The following is a 20,255-nucleotide window of genomic DNA, read 5'->3' on the forward strand; positions in this document are numbered from 1 at the left end:
TCAGCCTGCCGTTCTTCCGGCTGTCCCGCGTGCGGCGCGGACCGCGCTTTACCTGCGCACCGTCGCCGCCGTGCCGGGGATTGCCGTGGCATCGCCGCAGCCCGGCCCGCCGATCCGCTTCGAGCCGCTTTCGCCGCTGCTGGCCGCCGTTCTGGCGGGCGCCTGCTGCGCCGTGGGGCTGATCGCGCTGTTCCCCCATGGCGCCCGGGCCAGTGCCGGGCGGAGCGAGTCTGTCGTCCGGTCGAAGAGCCGGGGGCCAAGCGCATCCTCGAGCTTGAGAATGCGCCGCATGAGCGCCGGTTGCGACAGCGCGAGATGCCGCGCGGTGGCCCGAAGGCGCCGGTTTCGAACAGCGCCAGAAAGGCCTCGAGAGCGACGAAATCGAAACTGGTGTCAACGGCGAAGCAAAACCAGCCACAGGGCGCAACGATCGGGGGACATGCCGCCAGGGTCGGGATCCCGCGGCGTCGGGACCGGCGAACTTGGGATCCCTGCAATCCCGCCGGACCCGCACGGGAATGCTGGACAGCGAGCCTCGTCGCGGCTTAGCATCTTAAAGTTGATAGACGAACCCATTGAGTCACGCTTTCTCATAGGTGGTCCCATGCGATTGATGTCCGGCATTCTTGCAACCTTCTGCATCGCGGGCGGCGTGGCTGCCGCGGAAGATCCTCCGATAGACCCCACGGCCGACCAGGGCTGGTCTGCGGACATCCGCGAGCTCTTCTACCATGCGCCACAGGGGTCGCAGATGATCCCGGCGCCGTTCTTCCTCGCGCTTGAACGTGCCGACGGGCAGGGGCCGTTTTCCGACCCAGAGTATCTCGCAAGCTTCGGGTTCCTGCCCGCCGATGCCGCCTCCGAGGTGAACCCGCGCACGCTGCCGGTGGGCTTTGCGCTCGATCCGCAGACCCAGCAGGTCGGGCTGACCTGTGCCGCCTGCCACACTGCCGACGCCACCGTCGAGGGCCGCACGCTGCGGATCGAGGGGGCGCCGTCGCATCTCGACTTCGACACCTTCTACGCCGCGCTCAACCTCTCGGTGCAGCTCTCGCGTCCCGCCCCGCTGGGGGTGCCGGGACGGTTCGAGCGGCTCGCCGCCGCGCTCGGCAAGACCGATCCGGCCGAGGTCCAGCAGCTTGGCGGGCAGTTCACCGGTTTCGCAGCCCAGCTTGGCGGTGACGCGCAGTTGCGGCGGCCCGTCCTACCCTCGGGGCCCGGGCGGGTCGATGCGCTGACCCAGATCGTCAACGCGCTGGCGGTGCGGGATCAGATGATCCCCGCCAACCTCTACCCGGTCGCCTCGCCCACGAGCTACCCGGCGCTCTGGCTCACGCCGCATCTCGAGTTCGTGCAGTGGAACCCGATCGCGGCGAGCCCCATCGCGCGCAATGGCGGGCAGGTGCTGGGCGTCTTCGGCCACGGCAACCTGCGCGCCGATGCGGGGGCCGCGGCCTTTGCCTCGACGATCCGGCTCGACGACCTCGCCGCACTCGAGGAATGGCTCAAGGATCTCGCCCCGCCCAAGTGGGACGAAGAGGTCATGGGGGCGCTCGACCAGGTGCTTGTGACGGAGGGCGAGACGCTCTTCGAGGCAAACTGCAAGGGCTGTCACGGGATGTATCCCTATGACCGCACCGCTCCTGCCGCGAACATCATGGGCAAGACCTTCATCAAGATCACGCCGGTGGGCTATAGGGCCGTCGGCACCGATCCGGCCTACGTCGAGAACCTGCTCGGCCGGATGATCTTCACCAACCCGGTCACCTCCGCGCTCTTCGACGGCGCGCCGCTCGTGCCCGCCATCAGGTTCTTCGGCGGCACGGTGCAGGCGGTGCTGCGTCGCTCGATGACCGACGCGGGCAAGACCGAGGAGGAGCAGCTCGCGCTTCACGGCTTCCGCTTCCATCTCGACGAGGCTGGCAACCTGGTGCCCGACGGGCCCGAGCATCCGGACCGGCTCAAGGCCGGGCCGCTGGCGGGGATCTGGGCCACGGGCCCCTACCTGCACAATGGCTCGGTGCCCACGGTCTACGAGCTGCTCTCCCCGCCCGAGGAGCGGCGCGCGGTGTTCTGGACCGGCGGGCACGAGCTTGACCTCATGCGCCTCGGCTACCAGTCCGGTGACGTGCCCGGCCGTTTCCGCTTCGACACCTCGCTGCGTGGCAACGGCAACCAGGGCCACGCCTTCCCGCCCGAGGGCCTGTCGCACGACCAGCGCATGGCGATCATCGAATACCTCAAGACGAAGTGAGCCGCGCCATGAGCTATCTCGCGAAGATCGAAACCCTGCCCGAGGGCGCGCGCTGGCCTCAGCTGCGCGACTGGATGAAGACGGAGCCGCTGCCGCTTTTTGCCGAGCTGCGCGCCCACCGCCCGGTGCTGGTCCTGCCCGAGCTGACGCTGGTGACCCGGCATTCGGACTGCGTCGACATCCTTGCCCGGCACGACCTCTACAGCGTCGCGCCCTATGCGCCGAAGCAGGGCAGCTACTGGATGGCGCAGGACGACACCGCCCGGCACTGGCGCGAGAAGTCGATCATGCGCGCGCTGCTCGACCGCGAGCGCATCCCCGAGATGCGCGCCTGGGCCGAGGCCGAGGCGACGCGGCTTCTCAGCGAAAGCTGCGACGCGGTGGACGCGGTGAGGACGCTCACGCGCGGTGTGCCCATCGCCTTCGTCCAGCACTGGTTCGGCTTCGAGGACGCCGACCCCGAGGCGCTGCTGAAATGGTCCTACTGGAACCAGATGGATGCGTTCTGGAACCAGCCTTTCGATGCGCCGGCCTTCGCCACGGCGGACGAGATCGTGGCCAGCCGCGAGGCCTCGAACGACGAGATGCGGGGCTATCTGGTGGGGCTCTTCCAGAAGAAGGGCGGCCAGTTGCAGGCGGGCGGGGCGCCGACCGACATGATCTCTCGGCTCATCGTGATGGCACGGGCCGGGGTGCTGGAGTTCAACGCCGAGCTTGCGGTGCTCAACGCGGGCGGGCTGCTGATCGGGGCGGTCGAGACCACCTCTCACGCGGCGGTGAACGCGGCCCGGGTGATCTGCGAGGATCCGGTCCGGCTGGAGGCCGCCCGCGCGGCGGCACGCTCGGGGGATGAGCGGGCCTTCGACGGTTTCGTCTTCGAGGCGCTGCGCTTCCGGCCCGCCTTCCCCTATTTCTTCCGCATCGCCGAAGACGACACCGCGCTTGCCCGGGGCACCGACCACGAGACGGCGATCCCCAGGGGCGCCATGGTGCTGGCGGTGACGCATTCCGCGATGTTCGACCCCACGGCAGTCTCCGCGCCCGAGACCTTCGACCCCAGGCGGCGGCTTCAGGACACCTTCACCTTCGGCTACGGGGTGCACGAATGCCTCGGCCGCGCGGTGGGGGCGGCGCTGATCCCGGCCATCGTGAAGGTGCTGCTGCTCGACGCGACTCGCAGCCCCTGCGACGTCGACTACCGCAACGGCCCGGTGCCCGAGGCGTGGCGCTGGCAGCCGGTCTGAGCGGCGCCCCGGACACGGCCCGGGGCGCACTTGCCGGGAGGGGTCACCCGTCCCGGCGGACGTGGCGCGCTCAGCGCCCGGTCTTCTCGCGCCAGGCTTCGAACTTCTTCTGGTTCTCGTCCTTGGTGCAGGGGTAGAGCCCGATGATCGGCGTCCCGGCCAGCACCTCCTCGAGCACGAAGTCCTCGAAGGCCTCCATGCCGGCGCAGACCACGGCGATCTCGTCCGCCAGATGCGCGGGGATCACCATCACACTGTCACGGTCGCCCACCAGCACGTCGCCGGGGAACACCGCCACGCCGCCGCACCCGATCGGCAGGTTGATGTCGAGCGCCTCGTGCTTGGTGAGGTTGATGGGCGCCGAGGGTCCGGCGTAGAAGGCGGGCATGTCGAGTTCGCCGATCCCCTCGGCGTCGCGGAAGCCGCCGTCCGAAACCACGCCCGCGCAGCCCCGCACCGCCATGCATTGCCACCGCCGCATCCCCGCCGCCATCCGCGCCCGTTACCCCGCCTATTTCTGACCCCGTGCGCCGCCGCGTGGGCCGTGCGCTTATCCCGGCAAGTCGCCGTAGGCGAAGAGGTTGGGAAAGAGCCGTTCGCGGTAATCCAGCGGGAAGGCCAGCCGCACCGGGGTCTTCGGCGAGGCGGATCTCAGGAAGCCCGCCGCGGTGAGCTTGCTCAGCGTGTTGCGCGCCGTGCGCTCCGAGGTCTTGAGCACCATCTGCGCCTCGCCCCGCTCGAGCGCCCCGTGCCGCAGCACCGCCGAGATCAGCTCGGGTGCGCGCTTGTCCTCGACCGTGTCCTCGACGAGCCGCCTGTAGCGCCGCTCCAGCCCCCCGAGGTCGAAGAGCCTGGCCGAGAAGGTGATCTGGTCGAGCGTGACCTCGAGAAACCAGTCGCAGAAGGTCTTCAGCGCGGCCTCGGAGAGATTGCCGCGCCCGTCCCGGTCGCCGCGCCGCGGGCTGTCGGCAAGGTCCATCATCCGCTTGTACTCGCCCGGGTCCGAGAGCCCCCGCGCCAGCCCGCGCGACACCGACCAGAGCCCATGCCCGCCGATCCCCGCGGTCAGCGCCATGGCGTGCGACATCAGGCGGCTGACCCGCCCGTTGCCGTCGGGGAACGGGTGGATGTAGTTCAGCCGGTGATGCGCCGAGGCGATGGCGATGATCCTGCCGCTCGAGGACCGGGCGGCGATCTGGAAGCGCTTGTCGAAATGCTCCATGAAGGCCGCAACCCGCGACGAGGACGGCGGCAGGTGCCGTCCGACGGCCACCTCCTTGTCGCCCTCCTGCCGCAGGCGGCCGGGCACGATGGGCTCCTGGCTGCCGTCCGGCAGTTCGATCACCCGGAACTCGTCCGGCATCTCGTCGTAGAAGGTCTTGTGCACCCAGATCAGGAAGTCGACCGACGTCGGCCGCGGCAGGGTGCCGGCCCGGTGCATCTCGTCTATCTCGCGCTGCACGATCACATGCGCGCGCGCCTCGAGCGCCAGGGGGCGCGTCTCGTCCTCGAGCTCGGCGCCGGCGAGCGCCCGCTCGATGTCGCGCGGCCGCGTGTTGTGGCCCTCGATCAGGTTGGAGTAGTAGCAGTTCATCACCCGCACGAGATCCGCGAGCTCGGCGGCGCTGTCGGGATGCAGCCCCTGTCCCAGCAGCGTGGCTTCGCGCTGGATGTCGATTGAGAGATCGGCCAGCGTGGCAGGGATGTGCTCCTCGAAGAAGCAGGGTTCGATCCGGCCCGGCGTTTCCAGCATTCTTGCCGATCCTGAAGGTGGGTGAAGCCCATACTTTATAGAGCATTAGTCCCCATCGGTGCAAGCTTTTGCCGATGTTCCTTGCCGATGTTCGCGGCGGGCTGGGCGCGGTGCGTTCATCCGGCGAAAGCGGCGGGGCGGGGACAGGCGCACGGGGGCTGCAGTTACGCGGAGAAACTGCAGCTCGACATGGTGACCAAGCGCGACGCCGCCTCAGCCTCGGGCGGAGACCTTGCCGCGCGCGATGATGTGCTCCATCAGAGCGGTGACGTGCGACGTCAGCCGCGCGACAGCGCCCCCGGTGTTCCTGTTGAGCACGAGACCGCGCATGTTCGTCGGCAGCGAGGCGCGACAAACCGTGGCGTATGATCTGATCGGGTGGATCAGGTCACACACACGTGTCTTCGTCAAATACAGCGGCAGATGGTCAAACAATCGTGCGCGGGGCTGGGGCGCCCGCCCATCGGGCAACGGAGCCCTGGCGGACTGATCCCGGAGCTGATCCCGGAGCGCCATCCTCGCTGCCGTCCGGGCGGCGGGGTCAGTCCTTGCGTAGCGCCGTGGTGCTGTCGCGGATCACCAGTTCGACCGGCAGGATGATCTCGGTGTCCGGCGAGGGCGTCTCGCGATGCGCCAGCAGCATCTCGGCGGCGCGGCGGCCGAGATGCGCGCGCTTCTGCCGGACCGTGGTCAGCGGCACGCTCACGTAGGCCGACATCTCGATGTTGTCGAAACCGACGATCGAGATGTCCTCCGGCGTGCGGATCTTCGCGGCCCGAAGCCCTGCCATCAGGCCAATGGCCATCTCGTCGTTGTCGCAAAAGACGGCAGTCGGTCGTTCCGGCAGGGAGAGCACCCCGGCGCTCGCGGTGTGGCCCGAGCCGAGCGAGAACGCGCCCTCGATGCGGGGGGCGGGGGGCAGGCCTGCGGCCTCAAGTGCCTCCGCGACACCGGCCGCACGGGACACCGACAGCGAGTTCGACGCCGGGCCGGTCAGATGCAGGATGCGCCGGTGGCCGAGGGCCAGAAGATGCTCGACCGCCAGCCGGGCCCCGGTCTGGTTGTCGGCCAGCACCCTCGGCCCGTGCAGCCCGTCGATCCACTCGCAGGCTTGCACCACCGGCGGACAGGCGGCGTGTTCGAAGAGGCTCCGGTCGAGGCTGCCGTCCAGCACGATCACCCCATCCGCGCGCGAGCGGTTGAGGTAGGCCTGCAGACCGCGCCCGGCGGCGCCGGGATCGGTCTGGCGCGTGTCGAGCACGAGCAGGCTCAGCCCCTCGGCGCGCAGGGTCTCGGAAATGCCGGCGAGGATCTCGGAGAAGAACGGGTTGGCAAGGTTCGGCACCAGAGCCAGCACCGCCCCGACTTGCTGCTGCCGCAGGTTCCGGGCTGTCAGGTTGATGGTGTAGCCGGTCTCTTCCACCGCCTTCTCGACCGCCGCGCGGGTGCGCTCCGACACGATCGAGGGATTGGACAGCACCCGGCTGACGGTGGCGGGAGAGACCCCCGCGAGCCTCGCCACATCATGGATTCGGGGTGTGGCAACCGGGTCTTTCACGGGGCGGTCTCTCCTTGTGTCGATGCGGCAGAATAGGCTGCGAAACTCCTGTTGAAAACCTTTTCATCCTGTGCAAGAGATAATGAAACCGATTTCATCGACAATCGGCCCAACGGGAGGACATATGCGGACATTGAAGGGCCCCGGCCTGTTCCTTGCGCAGTTCGTGGGCGGCAAGCCGCCCTTCGACAGCTTCGAGGGCATCACCCGCTGGGCGGCCTCCTGTGGCTATCTCGGCGTGCAGGTGCCCACCGGCGAGGCGTCGCTGATGGACCTCGATCTGGCGGCCGGCTCGAAGGACTACTGTGACACGCTGCGCGGCACCGCCGCCGCGAACGGCGTCGAAATCACCGAGCTTTCGGCGCATATCCAGGGCCAGCTCGTGGCCGTGCATCCGGCCTATGACCTCGCTTTCGACGGCTTTGCCCCGGCCTCGCTGCACGGCAATCCCGCCGCGCGGCAGGCCTGGGCGGTGGAGCAGGTTCTCAAGACCATCGACGCCTCGGCCAATCTTGGCATCGACCGGATGGCGGCGTTCTCGGGCGCGCTGGCGTGGCCCTATCTCTACCCGTGGCCGCAGCGGCCCGCGGGGCTGGTCGAGGCGGCCTTCGACGAGCTGGCCAAACGCTGGCGCCCGATCCTCGACCACGCGGCGGAAAAGGGCGTGAAGATCTGCTACGAGATCCACCCCGGCGAGGACCTGCACGACGGCGCGAGCTTCGAGATGTTCCTCGACCGCGTCGACCAGCACCCCGCGGCGATGATGCTCTATGATCCCAGCCATTACGTGCTGCAGCAGCTCGACTACATCGCGCATCTCGACATCTATGCCGAGCGCATCGGCATGTTCCACGTCAAGGACGCCGAGTTCCGTCCCGACGGGCGTCAGGGGGTCTATGGCGGCTTCCAGTCCTGGGTGGACCGGGCAGGGCGCTTCCGCAGCCCCGGCGACGGGCAGGTTGATTTCAAGGCGATCTTCGCCAAGCTCACGGCGATGGATTTCGACGGCTGGGCGGTCGTGGAATGGGAATGCGCGCTCAAGCACCCCGAGGACGGGGCCCGCGAGGGGGCGCAGTTCGTCAAGGACCACATCATCCGCGTGACCGAGCACGCCTTCGACGATTTCGCTTCGGCGGGCACCGATCAGGCGGCGAACCTGCGGATGCTGGGACTGGGGAGCCGGGCGTCATGACCCACACGCCCATCCGGCTCGGCATGGTTGGCGGCGGCAAGGGCGCCATGATCGGCGAGGTCCACCGCATCGCCGCCCGGCTCGACAACCGCTTCGCGCTGGTCGCGGGGGCGCTTTCGACCACGCCCGAACGCAACGCCGAGAGCGCCGCCGCCTGCGGCATCGCCCCTAACCGCACCTACGACGACTTCGCCGAGATGGCCCGGGCCGAGGCCGCCCGGCCCGACGGCATCGAGGCGGTGTCGATCTGCACCCCCAACCACATGCACTTCCCCGCCGCTCGCGCGTTTCTCGAGGCCGGGATCCACGTCATCTGCGACAAGCCGATGACCTCGACGCTCGAGGACGCCCACGCCCTGGCACAGATCGCCGAGGCCTCGGACGCGCTTTTCGTGCTGACCCACAACTACTCGGCCTATCCGCAGCTGCGGCTGGCGCGCGAGATGGTGGCGCGCGGCGACCTTGGCCCGCTGCGGCTCGTGCAGGTGGAATACGCGCAGGATTGGCTGACCGAGCCTTCGGACAGCAAGCAGGCAAGCTGGCGTGGCGATCCCGCGAAGGCCGGGGCAGGGGGCTCGATCGGAGACATCGGCACTCATGCCTACCAACTGGCGCGCTTCGTGACGGGCATGGCTCCGGACCGGCTGGCCGCCGATCTCACCAGCTTCGTGCCCGGCCGGGCGGTGGACGACAACGCGCAGATCATGCTGCGCTACGCCTCGGGCGCGAAGGGCTCCCTCTGGTGCAGCCAGGTTGCCTCGGGCACCGAGAACGCGCTGCGGCTGCGGATCTACGGCGAAAAGGCCGGGATCGAATGGCTGCACGAGGCGCCCGAGACGCTGTGGTTCACGCCTTTTGGCGCGCCTGCGCAGAAGCTGCGGCGCGGGGCCGCGACCATGGCGGGCAGCCGTGTGCCGCCGGGCCACCCGGAGGGCTATCTCGAGGGGTTCGCCAATATCTACGCCGAGGCTGCCGACGCGATCCGCGCCCATCAGGCGGGCACGCCGCACGAGACCCTGCTGCCGGGCATCCGCGACGGCATAGAGGGGCTCGAGTTCATCGACGCCTGCATCCGCTCCGCCAGGGCGGACAGCGCCTGGGTGGAGACCGGCCATGGCTGATCCGATCCTGTCCCTCAACGGCGTGAGCAAGTCCTTCGGTCCCATCGAGGTGCTGCACGGCGTCGATTTCGAGCTGCGCCCGGGCGAGATCCACGCTCTGATCGGAGAGAACGGCGCGGGCAAGTCGACCACGATGAAAATCCTCGGCGGCTACATCGACGCGAGCGACGGCGACATCCGCTGGCAGGGCGCGCCGGTAACCTTCGGCAGCTCCGACGAGGCCGAGGCACGGGGGATCGTGATGATCCACCAGGAATTCAACCTCGCCGAACACCTTGGCGTCGATCAGAACGTCTTTCTCGGGCGCGAGATCAAGCGCGGCTGGCGACTCGACCACAAGGCGATGCGGGCGCGCACCGCAGAGCTGCTGGCGCAGCTCGAATGCCCGGTCGACCCTTCGGCCAGGGTGTCGGGCCTTTCGGTGCCGGCCAAGCAGATGGTCGAGATCGCCAAGGCGCTCTCGCGCGATCTGCGGGTGCTGATCATGGACGAGCCCACGGCCGTGCTGACCGAGCGCGACTGCGAGATCCTGTTCCGCCAGATCGACCGGCTGCGCGCGCAGGGCGTGGCGATCCTCTATACCTCGCACAAGCTCTCGGAGGTTAAGCGCATCTGCGACCGGGTGACGGTGCTGCGCGACGGGGCGATGGTGCGCTCGGCGCCGGTGTCCGAGATCACCGAGGACGAGATGGCCGCCGCCATGGTGGGGCGCGAGCTCTCCGACCTCTACCCCGCCAAGGCGGTGCCGCAGGACGAGGTGATGCTCGAGGTCGAGGGGCTGTCCGTCCCGGGCCTCATCGAGACCGCCAGTCTGACGCTCCGTCGCGGCGAGGTGCTGGGCATCGGCGGCCTTGTCGGCGCCGGCCGCACCGAGCTGGCCGAGGCCATCGCCGGGCTGCGCCCCCGCGGCGGTCGGGTCCGGCTGATGGGCGAGACGCTTCCCGCAGGACAGGTGAAGACGGCCATGGAACGCGGCCTCGTCTACCTGACCGAGGATCGCAAGAGCGCCGGGCTGCTGCTCGACAAGGGGCTGCGCGAGAACCTCACGCTGCCGCTGCTGGATCGCTTCGGCACCGTGCTGATCGACCGCAAGGCCGAGGAGGCGGCGCTCGACAAGGCCATCGCCGATTTCGCCATCCGCGCGCCGGAGCGCGACATGCCGGTCGGCAACCTGTCTGGGGGCAACCAGCAGAAGCTGCTTCTGGCCAAGACCCTGCTCAGCGATCCGCAGGTGATCCTGATCGACGAGCCCACGCGCGGCATCGACATCGGCACCAAGCAGCAGATCTACACGCTCATCTCCGGGCTGGCCGCAGCGGGGCACGCGATCATCGTGATCTCCTCCGAGATGCCCGAACTGATCGGGCTCGCCTCGCGGGTGCTGGTGATGCACGCGGGCCGCATCGTCGGCGGGCTCGAGGGCGACGACGTGAACGAGGGGGCCATCGTCCGGCTGGCGATGGGCCTTGAAGAGACCAGCGAAGAGGCGGCTGCATGACCATGGCCACGACACAGAAATCCACCGGGCGTCCGGGCCGCAGGATCGACCTGCAGGTGATCGGTCCGATCCTTGCGCTGATCGCGCTTCTGCTGATCGGCATGGCGCTGAATTCGAACTTCCTGAGTTATGCCAACATCACCAATGTCCTGGCGCGCTCGGCCTTCATCGGCATCATCGCGGTTGGCATGACCTTCGTGATCACCGCCGGCGGGCTCGACCTGTCGGTGGGTTCGATGGCCGCCTTCGTGGCGGGGCTGATGATCCTGGTGATGAACCTGCTTACCGAGAGCATGGGCGTCACGCTTCCGGTGATCCTCATCGGCATCGCGGTGGCGCTGTTGGCCGGGCTGGTCGCGGGCGTCATCAACGGCATCCTGATCACAAGGGTCGGCATCGAGGCCTTCATCGTCACGCTCGGCACCATGGGCATCTACCGCTCGCTGATCACCTGGCTCGCGGATGGCGGCACCCTGTCGCTCGGCTTCGAAATGCGCGAGCTCTACCGCCCGGTCTATTACGGCGGCATCGCCGGGGTCAGCTGGCCGATCATCGCCTTCGTGGTGGTGGCGGTGCTGGGCGAGATCGTCATGCGCCATACCGCCTTCGGCCGCCACTGCGCCGCCATCGGCTCGAACGAGAAGGTCGCGCGCTACTCGTCGATCTCGGTGCTGAAGGTGCGGCTCGCCACCTATGTGCTGCTCGGCCTGCTGGTCGGCTTCGCCGTGGTCATGTACGTGCCGCGTCTCGGTTCGGCCTCTGCCTCGACCGGCCTCTTGTGGGAGCTCGAGGCGATTGCCGCGGTGATCATCGGCGGCACCCTGCTGAAGGGCGGTTTCGGCCGGGTCTGGGGCACCGTCGTCGGCGTCCTGATCCTCAGCCTGATCGGCAACATCCTCAACCTGACCGATTTCGTGAGCCCCTACCTCAACGGAGCCATCCAGGGGGCCGTGATCATCCTTGCCGTGGTCCTGCAGCGCAAGGGAGCCACCGAGCGCTGAGCGGCCACTGACACCCATGTCGTCTTTCTTTGGGAGGAACACCAGATGACGAAGACCCTGATCGCAACCACCGCGCTGGTCGGCGCCCTTGTCGGGCCGATGTCGGGCATGGCGCTGGCCGAGACCATCGGCGTCTCGATCCCCGCCGCCACGCACGGCTGGGCCGGAGCGCTGAATTTCCACGCCGAGCGCACCATCGAACGGCTGAAGGAGGTCTACCCCGAGCACGAGTTCGTGCTTGCCACGACGCCCGACAGCGCCACGCAGGTCTCTGACCTCGAGGACATGGTGGCCACCCGCGGCATCGACGCCCTGGTCGTGCTGCCGTTCGAATCCGAGCCGCTCACCGGTCCGATCCAGCGCATTGCCGACAGCGGCACCTGGGTTACCGTGGTGGACCGCGGGCTCGCGGTCGAGGGCATCGAGACGCTCTACGTCGCCGGTGACAACGACAGCTTCGGGCGCACGGCGGGTCAGTATTTCGCCGACACGCTCGACGAGGGCGCCAAGGTCGTGGCCATGCGCGGCATCCCCTCGACGGTGGACAACGAGCGGGTCGAGGGTTTCGAGGCCGCGCTCGACGGCTCGGGCATCGAGGTTCTGGCGATGGATCACGGCAACTGGAACCGCGACACCGCCTTCACGCTGATGCAGGACTGGCTGTCGCGCTTCCCCGAGATCGACGCGGTCTGGGCGGCGGACGACGACATGGCCGTGGGCGCGCTGGCCGCCATCGAGCAGGCCGGGCGGACGGGCGAGATGATCGTCGTCGGTGGCGCCGGCATGAAGGAAATGGTCGACCGGATCCGGAGCGGCGACAGCACCGTGCCGGTGGACGTCACCTATCCGCCTTCGATGATCTCGACCGCCATCGAGATGACCGTGGTGGGCGTCACCGGCGCGGCACCGATGAGCGGCGAGTTCATCATCGCCTCCGAGCTGATCACGCCTGAGAATGCGGACGACTTCTACTTCGAAGACAGCCCCTACTGAGGCATCTTGCGGGCGCGCGCCTTCCGCGCGCCCGCCCCTTGCGGCGACGGGTGCGCGGAAGGCGCGCCGTGCGTGACCGGCCGATCCTTCCCTGCGGACGTTCCCCTGCCGCTCCGCCGGATTGCCGGTCGGCGCTGCTCGAGGCCGATACGTGGACCGCGTCCCCGGCCTCCCCCCGCGCAGCTTCAGAGCCCCCGCGTGCTTTCACAGCCCAACATTTCGCCACTGGTCCCGATGGCCAACTCCGCCCGACGCCCTCGATGGCCGGATCAAAGCCCGGACGATTCCCTGTTCACGGGCGTTTTCAGCGCTAGATACCGTGACGTCACGGCCATAGGGAGCTGTCTCGCACCCGCCAGGACATGCTTGGCGGGTTGAGTTTTCACAAAAGCTTCACTAAACGAGGCCGGTCCATTCGACAGGAGCCGATACCGGCATGCTTGGCACGATCTGGAAACGTTACATCTCTCCCATGCTGCACCGCCCCCTGCGCGTGCAGATTGCGGCGCTGTGCTATCGTTATGCCGAGACCGGTCCCGAGATCCTGCTGATCACGTCGCGTTCCACCAAGCGCTGGATCATTCCCAAGGGCTGGCCGATGCACGGCACCGACGGCGCGGGCACCGCGCTGCAGGAGGCCTGGGAAGAGGCGGGCGTCAAGGCCCGCGGTCCGCGCCGCCCGGTGCGCATCGGCCGCTACCACTACGACAAGGTGCTGGACGGCGGCCTGCCGGTTGCGACCAGCGTGGACGTCTACGCCATCGAGGTCGAGAAACTGCTCGACGACTTCCCCGAGATGCAGGACCGCGAACGGCACTGGATGACACCCGAGCGTGCCGCGGCGGCGGTGCACGAAGAGCAGCTCAAAGCGCTGCTGGCCGATCTTCGCGGCTATCTGGACGACGCGGCCAGGGGCTGAGGCCCGTGCCAGATCCAGCCAGGCTGCGAGACTTCAAGGAACATACCCACGTGCCCGACACCCCCCCCGCCACCCAGTGGAAGACACTGGACCAGGACCTCAATCGCCTGTCGCGACTCGAGGACGCGACGATGTACACGGCGCGCCCCCTCGTGGGGGTCGGCATCAGCCTCGTCTTCGTGACCCTCGCCGCGGTGGCGGCGGCGATTTTCACCGGCGGTGAGCCGCAGGGCCTCGCGGTGGTCGTGGCGGCGGCCTTCGGCGCCTACATGGCGCTCAACATCGGCGCCAACGACGTGGCGAACAACATGGGCCCCGCGGTGGGCGCCAAGGCGCTGTCGATGCTGGGCGCCATCGCCATCGCCGCGGTGTTCGAGAGCGCCGGCGCCCTGCTCGCGGGCGGGGATGTGGTCTCGACCATCTCCAAGGGGATCATCGACCCGGCGAGTCTCGCCGACACCAGGGTCTTCGTCCGGGCGATGATGGCGGCGCTGCTCGCCGCCTCGATCTGGGTGAACACCGCGACATGGATCGGGGCGCCGGTCTCGACCACGCACTCGGTGGTGGGCGGCGTCATGGGCGCGGGGATCGTGGCCGCAGGCGTGGGCGCCGTGAGCTGGTCGACCATGGGCGCGATCGCCGCGAGCTGGGTCATCTCGCCGCTGCTGGGCGGCATCATCGCCGCCGCCATGCTCGCCTTCATCAAGTGGCGCGTCATCTACGTCGAGGACAAGATCGCCGCCGCCCGCACCTGGGTTCCGGTGCTGATCGGCCTGATGAGCGCCGCCTTCGCCGCCTATCTTGCGCTGAAGGGGCTGAGCCACGTGGTGAAGATCGGCCTCGGCACCGCGCTTCTGATCGGCGGGGCGACCGGCGCGCTGCTGGGGGCGCTGTCGGTGCCCTTCATCAAGCGCCAGTCCGAGGGGCTGGAGAACCGCAACCGCTCGCTCAAGACGCTGTTCCGCCTGCCGCTGGTGGTTTCGGCGGCGCTGCTCTCCTTTGCTCATGGCGCCAACGATGTCGCCAACGCGGTGGGTCCGCTCGCCGCGGTGGTCTACGTGCAGCAATCCTCGGCGGTGGCCGGAGAGGTGTCGATCCCGCTCTGGGTCATGCTGCTGGGGGCACTCGGGATCTCGTTCGGCCTCGTGCTCTTCGGGCCCAAGCTGATCGGGATGGTCGGCAGCCAGATCACCAAGCTGAACCCGATGCGGGCCTATTGCGTCGCGCTTTCCGCGGCGGTCACGGTGATCGCCGCGTCATGGCTCGGGCTGCCCGTCAGCTCGACCCACATCGCGGTGGGCGGCGTTTTCGGCGTCGGATTCTTCCGCGAGTGGTACATGGAGCGCCGCTTTCGCCGCATGCACAACGCCCGCCCGGCGCCCGAGCGGCTGGCACGGCAGGAACGCACCCGCCGCAAGCTTGTTCGGCGCTCGCATTTCATGACCATCGTTGCCGCCTGGGTCATCACCGTCCCCGCCGCTGCGCTGCTCTCGGCGGGCTGTTTCCTCATGCTGAAGACGCTGGGGTTCTGAGGCCCGGTCACGGGCGAGCGCGCAACGCCTTCCGGACGGCTTGCAGGCTTGGCGCGGTAGCCGTTCCGGCAGGGCCGTCCTCAAGCGAAGCGCGCCAAGGCGCTTTTTTCAGGGATGAACGGCCATGCGCCGCGAGACGTCGTGAAGGGTCCGGGGCGTCTGCCAGGGTCGCCCGGTCCCAATCGGCGCCCGGGTCGCGTCAAGCGTCCGGGCCTGTCACCGGGCGCGGTCCCGACCCCGCTCACGCACCGCAGCCGAGGCTTTCCGCACGCCCGGCGAGGTCGGTCCTGTCACTTAGGTCACGCCATGATGCGAGCGTTGGAAACACCCTGAACCGCCGGGGCCCAAGATCGCGGCGGAGCTTGTCCGGAAGCGGCTAGAGAGGCGTTTTCCCCTGCTCGCCATTCGCAGAATGATCAAGTCGGATCACGCCCGCCGAAAGGAGCACTGTTCCCATCACATGGAGGCGGCATTGCCCTTTTCGGGAAATCATACTCATTCAGGCGCCAACGCTCCCTCTCGGACCATGGACCCGTCATGTCTCGTTTGACCCTCTCCCGCACCCGGTGTCTGCGTCTCATCCCACGCAGCCTCGAGAAGGGCGTGTTCGTGGCGCTTCTGGGGCCGTCCGGCTGGGGCAGGACGACGCTTCTGAACATCGTGGCGGGGCTGGCCCACGCGGGCAGGGGCCGCCTCGTGTTCGACGGCGAGGACATCACCCGCCAGCCAGCCGGCCAACGCCGTTTCGGCATGGTGTTCCAGAGCTACGCGCTGTTCCGCCACATGACCGTGGCGCAGAACATCGGCTTTGACCTGAAGGGGATGAAGAACGGACCGGATCGCGCGGGCATTGCGCAGCGGGTCGGGGACCTGCCCGGGATGATCGAGCTGCCGGGGCTCGGCGACCGCTACCCGGCGCAGCTCTCGGGCGGGCAGCGCCAGCGGGTCGCCATGGCGCGGGCGCTGGCGATCCGGCCGCGGCTCCTGCTGAGGGACGAGCCCTTCAGCGCGCTCGACGCGCAGGTGCGGGAGTCGCAGCGCAGCGAGGTCCGGGCGCTGCAGCGCAAGGCCGGGGTGGGGGCGATCATGGTCACCCACGACCGCGGTGAGGCCGAGGCGCTGGCCGACCGCATCGCCATCATGGACCACGGCCGTATCCTGTGCATCGACCGGCCCGCCGCCGCTGCGGCCTAGCGCCGTCCGGCGCCCGGTCGGGGCGGCGAGAGCCGGCGTTCGAGCTGCACCAGCCCGTCGTGCAGCAGCACCGCGAAGAGCCCGACCACGAGCCCGCCCTGCACCACGAAGGCGGTGTTGCTGGTGAGCAGGCCCGCGATGATGACCTCGCCAAGGGTGCGGGCGGCGACCGTGGAGCCGATGGTGGCCGTCCCCAGCGCGATCACCACCGAGAGGCGCACTCCGGCAAGGATCACCGGCAGTGCCAGCGGCAGCTCGACCAGCCGCAGCCGCTGCCACCGTCCCATGCCGATGCCGCGCGCCGCCTCGAGCGTGGCGGGCGGTAGGTTGCCGAGCCCGGTCATGGCGTTCTCGAAGACCGGCAGCAGCCCGTAAAGGAACAGCGCCAGCAGGGTCGGACCCGCGCCGAAGCCCATCATCGGCACGGCAAGTGCCAGCACCGCCACTGGCGGAAAGGTCTGGCCGAGGTTGGTGACGCTGCGGGCCAGCGGACGGAACGAGGCGCCGAAGGGCCGCGTCACCAGCACCGCCAGCGTCACCGCGACCACGGTCGCCGCCAGCGAGGCAACGGCAACGAGGCCGAGATGGCTCAGCGAGAGCGACAGCAGCGAGGCGCGGTCGTAGATCACCGGCCCGCCCTCGGGCGCGAGCGGCGCCAGCAGCGGCGCGACCCAGCCCGGCGCCAGCACGAGCACCAGCAGCACCGCGACCAACCCCGCCCGCAGCAGCCCGCCGATCACACCAGCTCTCCCCGCCGGCGGATGGCGTCGAGCGTCACGCGGCCTGGCGCGCCGTCGTCTGTCGTCACCGCGACCGCCTCGCGGCCCGAGGCGAGGCAGGCCGACAGCGCGTCGCGCAGGCTGGAACCGGCGGGCAGCGCCTCACCCTCGGCGGGGCCGGGCTCGGCGATCTCGGCGGCAGGGATCAGCGACAACAGGCGTAGCGGCCGGTCGGCCTCGCCCACCATATCGGCCACGAAGCCGGTCGCGGGGCGCGCGATGATCTCGGCCGGTGTGCCGAGCTGCACAAGCCGGCCCGCGTCCATCACGGCGATGCGGTCGGCCAGCCGGATGGCCTCGTCCATGTCGTGGGTCACCAGCAGGATGGTCGAGCCGAGCGCGCGCTGGATGCGCCGCAGGTCCTCCTGCGCGCGGGCGCGGATGATCGGATCGAGCGCGCCGAAGGGCTCGTCCATCAGCAGCAGGTCCGGCCGCGATGCCAGCGCCCGCGCCACGCCCACCCGCTGCTGCTGCCCGCCAGACAGATCCGCCGGGTAGCGGTCGCGGAAGGCCTCGGGCTCCATCGAGAACAGCGTCAGCAGCTCGTCGACCCGCGACCGGATCTTCTCGCGCGGCCAGCCGAGCAGCTCGGGCACCGCGCCGATGTTGCGCGCGACCGTGTGATGCGGGAAGAGCCCGTGGCCCTGGATCGCGTAGCCGATGCGGCGCCGCAGCAGGTGGGGGGCGATGGCCTCGGTGCTCTCGCCGTTGATGCGGACCTCGCCCGAGGTCGGCTCGACCAGCCGGTTGATCATCCGCAGCAGCGTCGTCTTGCCCGAGCCGGAGGTGCCGACGATGGCGGTGATCGTGCCGGTCTCGGCGGTCATCGAGACCGCGTCGACCGCGGTGGTGCTGCCGTAGACCTTGGTGATGCGGTCGATCTCGATCATGCCGCGGTCCTTTCCGTGCTGTCCCTGCGGGCGACGTCGACGAGGATGTCCATCACGATGGCCGCCACCATGGCCAGCAGCACCGTCGGCAGGGCGCCGAGCAGGATCAGGTCCGTCGCCGTCTGGTTCAACCCCTGGAAGACGAAGCTGCCGTAGCCGCCTCCGCCGATGAGGCCCGCGATGACCGCGAGACCGATGTTCTGCACGAGCACGATGCGCAGCCCCGCCAGCAGCACCGGGAGCCCCAGCGGAAGCTCGACCCTCAGCAGCCGCTGCCAGCCGGTCATGCCCATGCCGCGCGCCGCCTCACGCACCGGGGCGGGCACGGAGTCGAGGCCTGCCACGGTGTTTCCCACCACCGGCAGCAGCGAATAGAGCACCAGGGCGATGAAGGCGGGGGCAAAGCCGATGCCCGCGATGCCGATGGTCTGCGCCGCGGGCCACGTGGCGGCGATCCACGACAAGAGCGGGATCATGATGCCGAACATGGCGAGCGAAGGGATGGTCTGCAGGAAGCTGAGCATCGGCAGCAGGCTGCCGCGCAACGCCGCCTGACGGTGACAGAGGATGCCGAGCGGAAACCCGATCAGCGCCGCGGCCCCGAGCGAGCCGAGGGCCAGCTCGAGATGCCGGAGCGTCGCGCGCCAGAAGGCATCGGCGCGCCCGGCGAACTCCTGCGCGACCGAGAGGTCCGAGAGCGCGCCCGACGAGAGCAGCGCGGCGAGCAACCCGAGCGCGCCCGCCAGCAGCCCCGCGCGCAGGATCGGCCCGGGTGCGAGCTGTGCCAGCGCGTCGGCCATCAGCAGCAGGAACACCGACAAGAGCCCCCAGAACCCCGCCGCCGGAGACACCCGCGCATAGGTCCCGGCCTCGGCCAGTAGCGAAGGCGCACCGACCGCAAGCAGGCCGGTGGCGCCGCCGAGCCCCAGCAGCGCGCCGCCGAGCCGGAGCTTCGGCAGCGCCGCGGGCAGGCCCATGACGAGCCCCGCGATCATGCAGCCAAGCGCGGGCAGCGACTGCGCAACGGGCGCCACGGCCCAGGCTGCGACGCCCTCACCGGCGACGATGCGGTTCGCCGCCAGTGTCATGTAGGGGACGGCCAGCAGCGCGAGTCCCAGGACGGCGAAGACCAGCCCGGGCGCCGAGAGCGCGGCTTCGGTGCGGCGTGCGATCAGTCCAGAACTCCGACAGAGGTGAGATACTCGCGGGCCACCGCCTCGGCCGGCTCGCCGCCGACCTGGATGCGGCCGTTGAGCTCCTGCAGGGTCTCCATGTCGAGCCCCTCGAAGATCGGGTTCAGGACCTCGGGGATGGAGGGGTATTCCTCGAGCACCGCGTTGCGGACGATCGGTGTCGGCTCGTAGACCGGCTGCACCCCCTTGTCGTCGGTCATGACCTTGAGCCCGGTCGCGCCGACGCCGCCGTCGGTGCCGTAGACCATCGCGGCGTTCACCCCCGAGGTGCCCCGCGCCGCCGCCTGGATCGTCGCGGCGGTGTCGCCGCCCGAGAGGATCACGGTCTGGTCCTGGGTGAGCTCGAAGCCATAGGTCGTCTCCATCGCCGGCAGCACCGCGGGCGAGGACACGAACTCGGTCGAGGCGGCGAGCTTGATGTCGCCGCCGCCGGCGATCCAGGCCCCGAAGTCGGACATGGTCGCAAGCCCGTTCTCCTCGGCGACCGGACCGGTCACCGCGATGGCCCAGGTGTTGTTGGCGGGCGCCGAGGACAGCCAGGTGATCTCGTTCTGCACGTCGAGCTCGGCCGCGCGCTCATGGGCGGCGACGGCGTCCTTCCAGACGTCGCTGTCGGCCTCGTTGAAGAAGAACGCGGCGTTGCCGGTGTATTCGGGATAGATGTCGATCTGACCGGCGAGGATGGCCTCGCGCACCACCTGCGTGCCGCCCAGCTGCAGTCGCCGTTCCACCGGCAGGCCCGCGTCCTCGAGCGACAGCGCGATGATGTTGCCGAGCAGGCCTCCCTCGGTGTCGATCTTCGAGGAGACGGTGATGTCGGCATGGGCTGCGGTGGCCATGACGGCGCTGGCGGCAAGGATCTGGAGCTTCATGGGATCTGGGCCTTCCTCTGGAGGGGTTTTCGTCTTCGCCGTTGTGGCCTCCAAGGTAGCCTGTAATCTCGTTCCGGAAAGGGTTTTGTCGGTTCGGGTCGTGGTGCCGGCTCCGCGGGTGCTGTCCTGTCGCCAGTCCTGCAGATCGTGCGAGCCTGCCAGGGTCGGGTCGGGTCGGAGCGGGGCGCCGGCGCCGGTCGGGCGCGCGGGTCGGGACTGTCTGGCGCACAGCGGCGCGGTCGGTCCTGGCCACGGTGTCCGC

16 protein-coding genes and 2 pseudogenes are annotated in these 20,255 nt (G+C 69.3%); 10 read left to right on the forward strand and 8 right to left on the reverse strand.

The genetic code is table 11. The features are described 5' to 3' along the window. Nucleotides 1-48: 48 nt before the first annotated feature. Nucleotides 49-342: pseudogene (locus BLQ77_RS12530) on the reverse strand (helix-turn-helix domain-containing protein); the annotation flags it as partial. 262 nt (nt 343-604) lie between these two features. On the opposite strand from BLQ77_RS12530, the gene BLQ77_RS12535 reads away from it, so the two are divergent. Further along, on the forward strand, nt 605-2,254 hold the full coding sequence (locus tag BLQ77_RS12535) for a di-heme-cytochrome C peroxidase (RefSeq protein WP_131822012.1): 1,650 nt from the start codon (nt 605-607) through the stop codon (nt 2,252-2,254). 8 nt (nt 2,255-2,262) lie between these two features. Then, a complete protein-coding gene (locus BLQ77_RS12540) occupies nt 2,263-3,498 on the forward strand; it encodes a cytochrome P450 (protein ID WP_089959562.1) in 1,236 nt (411 codons plus the stop codon). Nucleotides 3,499-3,568: 70 nt separating this feature from the next. Here the strand turns inward: BLQ77_RS12540 and BLQ77_RS12545 are convergent. From BLQ77_RS12545 to BLQ77_RS12560, 3 genes and pseudogenes are all read right to left on the reverse strand, one after another. After that, nucleotides 3,569-3,961 (reverse strand): annotated as a pseudogene (locus BLQ77_RS12545) (RraA family protein); the annotation flags it as partial. A gap of 87 nt (nt 3,962-4,048) precedes the next feature. Further along, nucleotides 4,049-5,251: a Fic family protein gene (locus BLQ77_RS12550; protein ID WP_089959564.1), complete on the reverse strand. Its 1,203-nt coding sequence runs from the start codon at nt 5,249-5,251 to the stop codon at nt 4,049-4,051. 541 nt (nt 5,252-5,792) lie between these two features. Next, on the reverse strand, nt 5,793-6,809 hold the full coding sequence (locus BLQ77_RS12560) for a LacI family DNA-binding transcriptional regulator (protein ID WP_089959568.1): 1,017 nt from the start codon (nt 6,807-6,809) through the stop codon (nt 5,793-5,795). A gap of 124 nt (nt 6,810-6,933) precedes the next feature. On the opposite strand from BLQ77_RS12560, the gene BLQ77_RS12565 reads away from it, so the two are divergent. The 8 genes from BLQ77_RS12565 to BLQ77_RS12600 all read left to right on the forward strand — a co-directional run bounded on the left by BLQ77_RS12565 (nt 6,934) and on the right by BLQ77_RS12600 (nt 16,259). Further along, entirely contained in the window at nt 6,934-8,001 is a 1,068-nt protein-coding gene (locus tag BLQ77_RS12565; RefSeq protein ID WP_008888286.1) for a sugar phosphate isomerase/epimerase family protein, read from the forward strand. Further along, nucleotides 7,998-9,122, forward strand: a complete 1,125-nt coding sequence (locus tag BLQ77_RS12570) for a Gfo/Idh/MocA family protein (RefSeq protein WP_089959571.1) — start codon at nt 7,998-8,000, stop codon at nt 9,120-9,122. The genes BLQ77_RS12565 and BLQ77_RS12570 overlap by 4 nt, the downstream gene beginning before the upstream one ends. Further along, entirely contained in the window at nt 9,115-10,620 is a 1,506-nt protein-coding gene (locus tag BLQ77_RS12575; protein WP_089959574.1) for a sugar ABC transporter ATP-binding protein, read from the forward strand. Before BLQ77_RS12570 ends, BLQ77_RS12575 begins: the two co-directional genes overlap by 8 nt. Beyond that, complete coding sequence (locus BLQ77_RS12580) at nt 10,617-11,621, forward strand: ABC transporter permease (RefSeq protein ID WP_089959576.1); 1,005 nt, start codon at nt 10,617-10,619, stop codon at nt 11,619-11,621. The genes BLQ77_RS12575 and BLQ77_RS12580 overlap by 4 nt, the downstream gene beginning before the upstream one ends. Nucleotides 11,622-11,666: 45 nt before the next feature. Further along, nucleotides 11,667-12,614 carry an ABC transporter substrate-binding protein gene (locus BLQ77_RS12585; RefSeq protein WP_089959578.1) on the forward strand — a complete coding sequence of 316 codons (948 nt, stop codon included), beginning with the start codon at nt 11,667-11,669 and terminating at the stop codon, nt 12,612-12,614. Between the two features lie 436 nt (nt 12,615-13,050). Further along, nucleotides 13,051-13,533: an NUDIX hydrolase gene (locus BLQ77_RS12590; protein WP_089959582.1), complete on the forward strand. Its 483-nt coding sequence runs from the start codon at nt 13,051-13,053 to the stop codon at nt 13,531-13,533. Between the two features lie 50 nt (nt 13,534-13,583). After that, a complete protein-coding gene (locus BLQ77_RS12595) occupies nt 13,584-15,065 on the forward strand; it encodes an inorganic phosphate transporter (RefSeq protein ID WP_089959585.1) in 1,482 nt (493 codons plus the stop codon). Between the two features lie 537 nt (nt 15,066-15,602). Then, nucleotides 15,603-16,259 (forward strand): ABC transporter ATP-binding protein, encoded by a 657-nt coding sequence (locus tag BLQ77_RS12600; protein WP_089959587.1) that lies wholly within the window; start codon nt 15,603-15,605, stop codon nt 16,257-16,259. Here BLQ77_RS12600 and BLQ77_RS12605 read toward each other — a convergent pair. From BLQ77_RS12605 to osmF, 4 genes are read right to left on the reverse strand one after another with little or no spacing between them, the layout of a single operon-like run. Continuing rightward, entirely contained in the window at nt 16,256-16,999 is a 744-nt protein-coding gene (locus tag BLQ77_RS12605) for an ABC transporter permease (protein ID WP_008888075.1), read from the reverse strand. The genes BLQ77_RS12600 and BLQ77_RS12605 overlap by 4 nt on opposite strands. Next, a complete protein-coding gene (locus BLQ77_RS12610; RefSeq protein WP_089959589.1) occupies nt 16,996-17,928 on the reverse strand; it encodes an ABC transporter ATP-binding protein in 933 nt (310 codons plus the stop codon). Before BLQ77_RS12610 ends, BLQ77_RS12605 begins: the two co-directional genes overlap by 4 nt. Then, a complete protein-coding gene (locus BLQ77_RS12615; protein ID WP_089959591.1) occupies nt 17,925-19,103 on the reverse strand; it encodes an ABC transporter permease in 1,179 nt (392 codons plus the stop codon). Before BLQ77_RS12615 ends, BLQ77_RS12610 begins: the two co-directional genes overlap by 4 nt. After that, nucleotides 19,100-19,993: a glycine betaine ABC transporter substrate-binding protein OsmF gene (gene osmF, locus BLQ77_RS12620; RefSeq protein WP_089959592.1), complete on the reverse strand. Its 894-nt coding sequence runs from the start codon at nt 19,991-19,993 to the stop codon at nt 19,100-19,102. Before osmF ends, BLQ77_RS12615 begins: the two co-directional genes overlap by 4 nt. Between the last annotated feature and the right edge of the window lie 262 nt (nt 19,994-20,255).

The sequence above is a fragment of the Salipiger thiooxidans genome, assembly GCF_900102075.1.
GTDB classification, from domain to species: Bacteria; Pseudomonadota; Alphaproteobacteria; order Rhodobacterales; family Rhodobacteraceae; genus Salipiger; species Salipiger thiooxidans.

Coding starts and splice junctions, on each gene's coding strand:
- osmF (WP_089959592.1), bottom strand. CDS start 19,993: ATGAAGCTCCAGATCCTTGCCGCCAGCGCCGTCATGGCCACCGCAGCC.
- BLQ77_RS12580 (WP_089959576.1), top strand. CDS start 10,617: ATGACCATGGCCACGACACAGAAATCCACCGGGCGTCCGGGCCGCAGG.
- BLQ77_RS12570 (WP_089959571.1), top strand. CDS start 7,998: ATGACCCACACGCCCATCCGGCTCGGCATGGTTGGCGGCGGCAAGGGC.
- BLQ77_RS12540 (WP_089959562.1), top strand. CDS start 2,263: ATGAGCTATCTCGCGAAGATCGAAACCCTGCCCGAGGGCGCGCGCTGG.
- BLQ77_RS12590 (WP_089959582.1), top strand. CDS start 13,051: ATGCTTGGCACGATCTGGAAACGTTACATCTCTCCCATGCTGCACCGC.
- BLQ77_RS12600 (WP_089959587.1), top strand. CDS start 15,603: ATGTCTCGTTTGACCCTCTCCCGCACCCGGTGTCTGCGTCTCATCCCA.
- BLQ77_RS12550 (WP_089959564.1), bottom strand. CDS start 5,251: ATGCTGGAAACGCCGGGCCGGATCGAACCCTGCTTCTTCGAGGAGCAC.
- BLQ77_RS12565 (WP_008888286.1), top strand. CDS start 6,934: ATGCGGACATTGAAGGGCCCCGGCCTGTTCCTTGCGCAGTTCGTGGGC.
- BLQ77_RS12610 (WP_089959589.1), bottom strand. CDS start 17,928: ATGATCGAGATCGACCGCATCACCAAGGTCTACGGCAGCACCACCGCG.
- BLQ77_RS12535 (WP_131822012.1), top strand. CDS start 605: ATGCGATTGATGTCCGGCATTCTTGCAACCTTCTGCATCGCGGGCGGC.
- BLQ77_RS12575 (WP_089959574.1), top strand. CDS start 9,115: ATGGCTGATCCGATCCTGTCCCTCAACGGCGTGAGCAAGTCCTTCGGT.
- BLQ77_RS12585 (WP_089959578.1), top strand. CDS start 11,667: ATGACGAAGACCCTGATCGCAACCACCGCGCTGGTCGGCGCCCTTGTC.